The following is a 5,313-nucleotide window of genomic DNA, read 5'->3' as shown; positions in this document are numbered from 1 at the left end:
TCCTGATGGATGCCTACAAGTACGGCGCGCCGCCGCACGGCGGTATGGCCTACGGTTTGGACCGTATGGTCATGCTGATGCTTAAGCGGGATTCCATCCGAGATGTCATCGCCTTCCCGAAGGTGCAGAACGCCGGTGAACCCATGAGCGGCGCCCCCGACATTGTGGACGAGAAACAACTCGCCGACCTGTCTATTGCGCTGACTCTGCCGGAAAAAGAATAATCCCTGACGACCCCTACGCAGATTCTGCGCAGGGGTTGTTTTGAATCTGCCTTTTGTGCTGCTGTGAAAGGAGAAAACATCGATGAAAAGCACTGCCTTCAGTTTGATGACAGCGCTGCTGGCCGTTATGAATGAAAGCGAACCCGGGGAACCTTACTACGTGTTGGCGCAGTACTTTTTGTGCCATTTTGATCAGCTTAAAGAGCTGAACATTTACGATGTGGCAGAGGCGTGTTATGTCTCTCGTTCAGGGATCCGCCGGTTTTGCCAGTCCATCGGGTTTGATAATTTCTCCGACTTAAAAGCAGCTGCCGAGGAATGGAAACGTCACTGTAACTATTTTATCGGATACAGCGCCCGCCCCAATTACAAAAGTTACCTGTCCCACTCGGTGACGGATATGATGCAGGAAATCAACCGTCTGGCGACCACGGCGGTGCTGGATAAATTGGCTAAGCGGATTCACGATAGCCGCAATGTGGTGCTGTTTACTTCGGATTTTTCCGGTATGACGGCTCGGGGATTCCAGCAGTCCATGGTGGTCATGGGCAAACTGGTGTTGATTGTAACCGATGCACAAGATGTGCCGGGGTATCTAAAAGATCTGACATCCAACGACCTGCTGATGACTATTTCAGCCACCGGCAATTTTGCCACCGTTATGGAACCCATGATTCGGGAGACCGAGGCCTATAAGGTGTTGATTACGGTCAACCATGACCGGCGCTTTTGGTCGGTGTACGATGGGGTGATCTATCTCAGCGAAAAAGATAATGCCAATGCGCGGACAGTGTATTCTCAGTACGGTACCAACTACTTTTTTGATATTTTATACAGCTATTATGTACAAAAATACTTAAAACAGGGGACGGCCGTGGGTCCGTTTGATGAACCGCGTTTAGAGGAATCTGACAAAAACAAAATGAAAAAATAGAAGATATGACGAAAACGACCGTGAAGTTATCTAAAAATGGGACGGCATAATCGTGTAATCTGTACAAATGGGGTTCGCATGGCGAACCCCATTTTGGTTTTGTGGTATGTTATGATAAATCTGCAAAACAAAGTGCGCACGAAACACGGCTGCTCAGTGCGACGGCAAGGGCGGCAAACAGTCATCAGGAGGAAAGTACCATGTACTATAATCACAACCCTCGGTTCCCGGAAGGCTTTATGTGGGGTGCTTCCAGTGCGGCTTGGCAGGTAGAGGGTGCTGTGGCAGAAGGCGGACGCACGCCGGCCATCATCGACCTGAACTCCAAAACCAAGAAACCTTTTGCGGATAACACCTATGCGGCGGACCACTATCACCATTTCAAGGAAGATGTGGCCCTTATGGCCGAGTGTGGATTTTCCAGCTACCGCTTTTCACTGTCCTGGTCCCGTATCATTCCGAAGTCTGACGGCAAAGTGAACCCCGAGGGCATCGCCTTTTATAATGCCTTGATCGATGAGCTGGTGGCGCACCACATTACCCCTATCGTCACGCTTTACCATTATGACATGCCGGTGTGGGTAGACGAGGAATTGGGCGGCTGGAAAAACCGTGCCATCATCGATGCTTTTGACCATTATTGCCGTGTTTGCTTTGAGAACTTCGGCGACCGGGTAAAATACTGGTTGGCCATCAATGAACAGAACATGCAGATCTGCTACGGTCATTGGTTGGGTGTCAGCAAGGGCTGTGAGGATTGGTTCCGTGACCAGTGGAAGATCAACCACATCATGAACCTCTGCCATGCCAAAGCGGTCAATGCCTGCCACGAGATGGTAGAGGGAGGCAAAATCGGCCCTGTGCCGGGGTGCGTGCCCATCTATCCCGAAACTTGCCGTCCCGAAGATCAGATTGCCGCAATGAATGCGGAGGAATTTACTGAAAAGCTGTGGATCGACACCGACGTGTACGGAGAATACAGCAATTTCCTCAAACGTTACTGGGAAGAAAATGACATTGATCCCGACATCCGTCCCGGTGACGAGGAACTGATGAAGAGCGCAAAGATCGACTTTATCGCCGTGAACTGCTACCGCAGCAATGTGGCCAAGTTTGCACCTCATGATGCCAAACAGCAGGATTATCTTTTGAATAAGAACGGAATTAAGGGGCAGATGGTTTTCCCGGTGGAACCGGGCCGTTATGCGCTGACCCGCAACCCCTATGTGGAGTACACCGACTGGGATTGGGAGATTGATCCGGTCTGTCTGCGGTACATGATGCGCTATTTGTGGGACCACTATCACCTGCCCATGATGATCACCGAGAACGGGTACGGAGCCCACGAGAGCAAGGACGCTGACGGCAAGGTGCATGATGCACAGCGCATCGAGTTTTTGCGCAATCATATTTATCAGTTGGGATTGGCCATTGAAGATGGATGCGAAGTTATCGCTTACAATCCTTGGTCTTTCACCGATTTGCTTTCCACCGGTAATGGTATGGCCAAGCGGTATGGTTTGGTCTATATTGACACCACCGATGAGGAACAGAATGCTGCTAAGAGTGTGGAAGAACTGTCTATGAAGCGAATTCCCAAAGATTCCTTCTATTGGTATTCGAAACTGATTCGCTCCAACGGAAAGGACTGGGGAAGGGAGATGCTGAAATAATGGCAAAAAAGAATTATCAAGTCATGGCGCAAGGCATTGTGGAAAAAGCCGGCGGCGAAGGGAATATCGTCAGTGCCACGCATTGCATGACTCGTCTGCGGCTGGTATTGCGGGATGCCTCCAAATTTGACACCGATGGGGTAAAAGGTGTGCCCGGCGTGCTCAACGTCATCATCCAAAACGGTGAGTATCAGATCGTTATCGGGCAGGATGTGCCCGATCTGTATGCGGAAATTCAGAAATTCAACGGCATAAAAGCCGGCGGCGCGGTGGAAGATGCCGAAGCGGCAGCGAAGGATTTGGCACAGGATCATGGCAATGTAGCCAATGCGATCCTCTCCTTCATTGGTGGCACCTTCAGCCCGGTGATTCCGGTACTGGTAGCTGGTGGTTTGACCGGTGCGGTGCTGTCGCTGCTGACCAGTGTGTTTGGTGTTTCGGCAGAATCCGGCACCTACACAGTGTTCTATGCCATCAACCAAGCTACTTTCTACTTCCTGCCCATCTTCATCGGATTTGCGGCGGCCAACCGCCTCAAATCCAACGGCTTCCTCGGCGCGTTCTTGGGGGCAATTTTGTTGTACTCCAGTATTAATGGAGCTGAAGGATTGGACTTCTTTGGCATTCCCATCCAGACGATCACCTATAACTCCACGGTGTTCCCCGTCATTTTGGGTGTGCTGTTCATGAGCGTCGTCTACAAATTCCTGCAAAAGCATACTCCGGTTTTCCTCAAAACGATTTTTGTGCCGCTGATCACCATGCTGATCACGGTACCGGTGACGTTGATCGTGTTGGGACCCATTGGCAATACGCTGGGAACTTGGCTTGCCAACGGCGTTTACGCCATCTATCAGGCTGTGCCGCCCCTTGCCGTCATGATCATCGGTATCACTACGCCGCTGATGGTTTTCTTCGGTATGAACAATGCTACCTATCCGGTCGTTTTTGCACTCATGGCGGCGGTGAATTCCGATCCGCTGATCTGTATCGGCATGGCGCCCGCCAACGTGGCAGTAGGCGGTGCCTGTCTGGCTGCGGCACTGCTGGCTAAGTCGGTAGAGGAAAAATCTGTCAGCGTCTCGGCGGGAATCACTGCGCTGTGCGGCATTACCGAACCGGGCGTCTATGGTGTGTTGTTCCCCAAAACCTATCCGCTGATCGGCGCTATGATTGGCGGTGGTATCGGTGGTCTGTTAGCTGGTTTGCTGGGTATGACCCAGTATGTCATTTCTACGCCGGGCTTTATCAGCCTGCCCGCCTACATTGATCCTAACGGATCCAGTTACAACTTGATGGTTTCGTTGGTCGTTATGATCGTGGCGGTCGTTCTTGGCTTTGTAGCCACCTACCTGCTGGGCAAACGGATGCAGGCCAAACAATAAGGACTTCTCTTTAATGGCTTTCTCATAACATAACAAGGCCCCCGCCTTTGGCGGGGGCCTTGTTATGTTGCATCTCAATATTTGGGTTTGGGCTCCTCGTCAGAGGAAGCAGGCGGCGTCATGCCGTAGGAGGTCGGAGGTTCCGATTTGGGAGGTTTGGATCCCTTACGCCCTTTGGAAGCGGTGGGACGGCGCGGTCCCCGGCGAAGGAGGAGGACTACCACCACAGCGATTACAAGGAGTACCGGCCACAGATAGACCAGCGTCAGGATCAGCCCTTGCACAAAGAGAACGAAGCCGTTCCAACCGCCGCCGAAAGCATCCACCAGTCGTTCCCCGAAGGTGGTGCCGGTGGGGGTTAAGGTGGCCACTTCCTGCAGGGTGATCTCTACGGTGGAGTAGGTGACCTGCCCCTCCAGCGCACGCATCTGCTGGGTGTAGCTTTCCAGCTGGTACTGCACGTCAGAAAGTTGACTTTCGATCTCCAACAAATCGGCGGTGGTTTCAGCCTTGTCCGCCAACTCGTTGAGCCGGTCCCGTTGATTTTCCAGCGAGGTGAGCCGGGCTTCCAGATCGATGTAGTTGCTGGTCACATTCTCGGCGCTTTCGTTCAGACTCAAAACGCTGCCTGCGTCGCCGACCTGTGTTAAGAAGGCGGAGTAGTTGTCCACCGGAACGCGCACGGTGTAGTCAGCGTACCGGTCCCGATCCTCGGCACTGCCGCTGAGGTGGCTGTATTCCAACCATGCGCCGTTTTCGTCTACGGCAGCCAGCAAGGCGGTGCGGGCAGTGTCAAAGTCGGTGGATTCCATCTCCAGATTGGCACGGTAGATGATTTTTTGGGCGCTTTCAGCCGTGGCGTCGGAACCTTCGGGCAGCAAGGCGCTTTCCACGCCGCCGGCTTCCTGTGCGGCTGCTGCATCACTGCTCATCTCGTAGTTAGCAGCAGAACTCTGGGTGGAGCTTCCGGCGCCGCACCCGGCCAGCAGGGCCGCGGCCAGTACCGCAGCTACCAAGGGGGAACAACGTCTTTTCATGGGACATCTCCTTGTATTATAGAGTAGTAGTTATTAGAGCCCCTCTCCAAGGGCTGTGCT

Annotated in this window: 5 protein-coding genes; 4 read left to right on the top strand and 1 reads right to left on the bottom strand. The window is 52.8% G+C overall.

Going from position 1 to position 5,313, the window contains the following annotated elements; all coding sequences use genetic code 11:
• The 4 genes from Q0526_RS11835 to Q0526_RS11820 all read left to right on the top strand — a co-directional run.
• Window positions 1-224, top strand: a 224-nt coding sequence (locus tag Q0526_RS11835) for an amino acid--tRNA ligase-related protein (RefSeq protein ID WP_298733860.1), incomplete at its 5' end; no start/stop codon positions are given.
• 82 nt (window positions 225-306) lie between these two features.
• A complete protein-coding gene (locus Q0526_RS11830; protein WP_298733858.1) occupies window positions 307-1,158 on the top strand; it encodes a MurR/RpiR family transcriptional regulator in 852 nt (283 codons plus the stop codon).
• A 200-nt stretch (window positions 1,159-1,358) separates the two neighbouring features.
• Window positions 1,359-2,831, top strand: coding sequence for a glycoside hydrolase family 1 protein (locus tag Q0526_RS11825; protein ID WP_298733856.1), 1,473 nt, complete (start codon window positions 1,359-1,361; stop codon window positions 2,829-2,831).
• Window positions 2,831-4,216: a PTS transporter subunit EIIC gene (locus tag Q0526_RS11820; RefSeq protein WP_298733854.1), complete on the top strand. Its 1,386-nt coding sequence runs from the start codon at window positions 2,831-2,833 to the stop codon at window positions 4,214-4,216. Before Q0526_RS11825 ends, Q0526_RS11820 begins: the two co-directional genes overlap by 1 nt.
• A 74-nt stretch (window positions 4,217-4,290) precedes the next feature.
• On the opposite strand, the gene Q0526_RS11815 is transcribed toward Q0526_RS11820, so the two are convergent.
• On the bottom strand, window positions 4,291-5,253 hold the full coding sequence (locus Q0526_RS11815) for a DUF4349 domain-containing protein (RefSeq protein WP_298733852.1): 963 nt from the start codon (window positions 5,251-5,253) through the stop codon (window positions 4,291-4,293).
• Between the last annotated feature and the right edge of the window lie 60 nt (window positions 5,254-5,313).

The sequence above is a fragment of the uncultured Subdoligranulum sp. genome (assembly GCF_937890665.1).
The sequence above is the reverse complement of the archived record's forward strand: the minus strand, read 5'-3'. Positions and strand labels throughout refer to the sequence as shown.

What these genes read in the sequence shown, in the direction of transcription:
- Q0526_RS11830 (WP_298733858.1), top strand. Translation starts at nt 307, where the DNA reads ATGAAAAGCACTGCCTTCAGTTTGATGACAGCGCTGCTGGCCGTTATG.
- Q0526_RS11820 (WP_298733854.1), top strand. Translation starts at nt 2,831, where the DNA reads ATGGCAAAAAAGAATTATCAAGTCATGGCGCAAGGCATTGTGGAAAAA.
- Q0526_RS11815 (WP_298733852.1), bottom strand. Translation starts at nt 5,253, where the DNA reads ATGAAAAGACGTTGTTCCCCCTTGGTAGCTGCGGTACTGGCCGCGGCC.
- Q0526_RS11825 (WP_298733856.1), top strand. Translation starts at nt 1,359, where the DNA reads ATGTACTATAATCACAACCCTCGGTTCCCGGAAGGCTTTATGTGGGGT.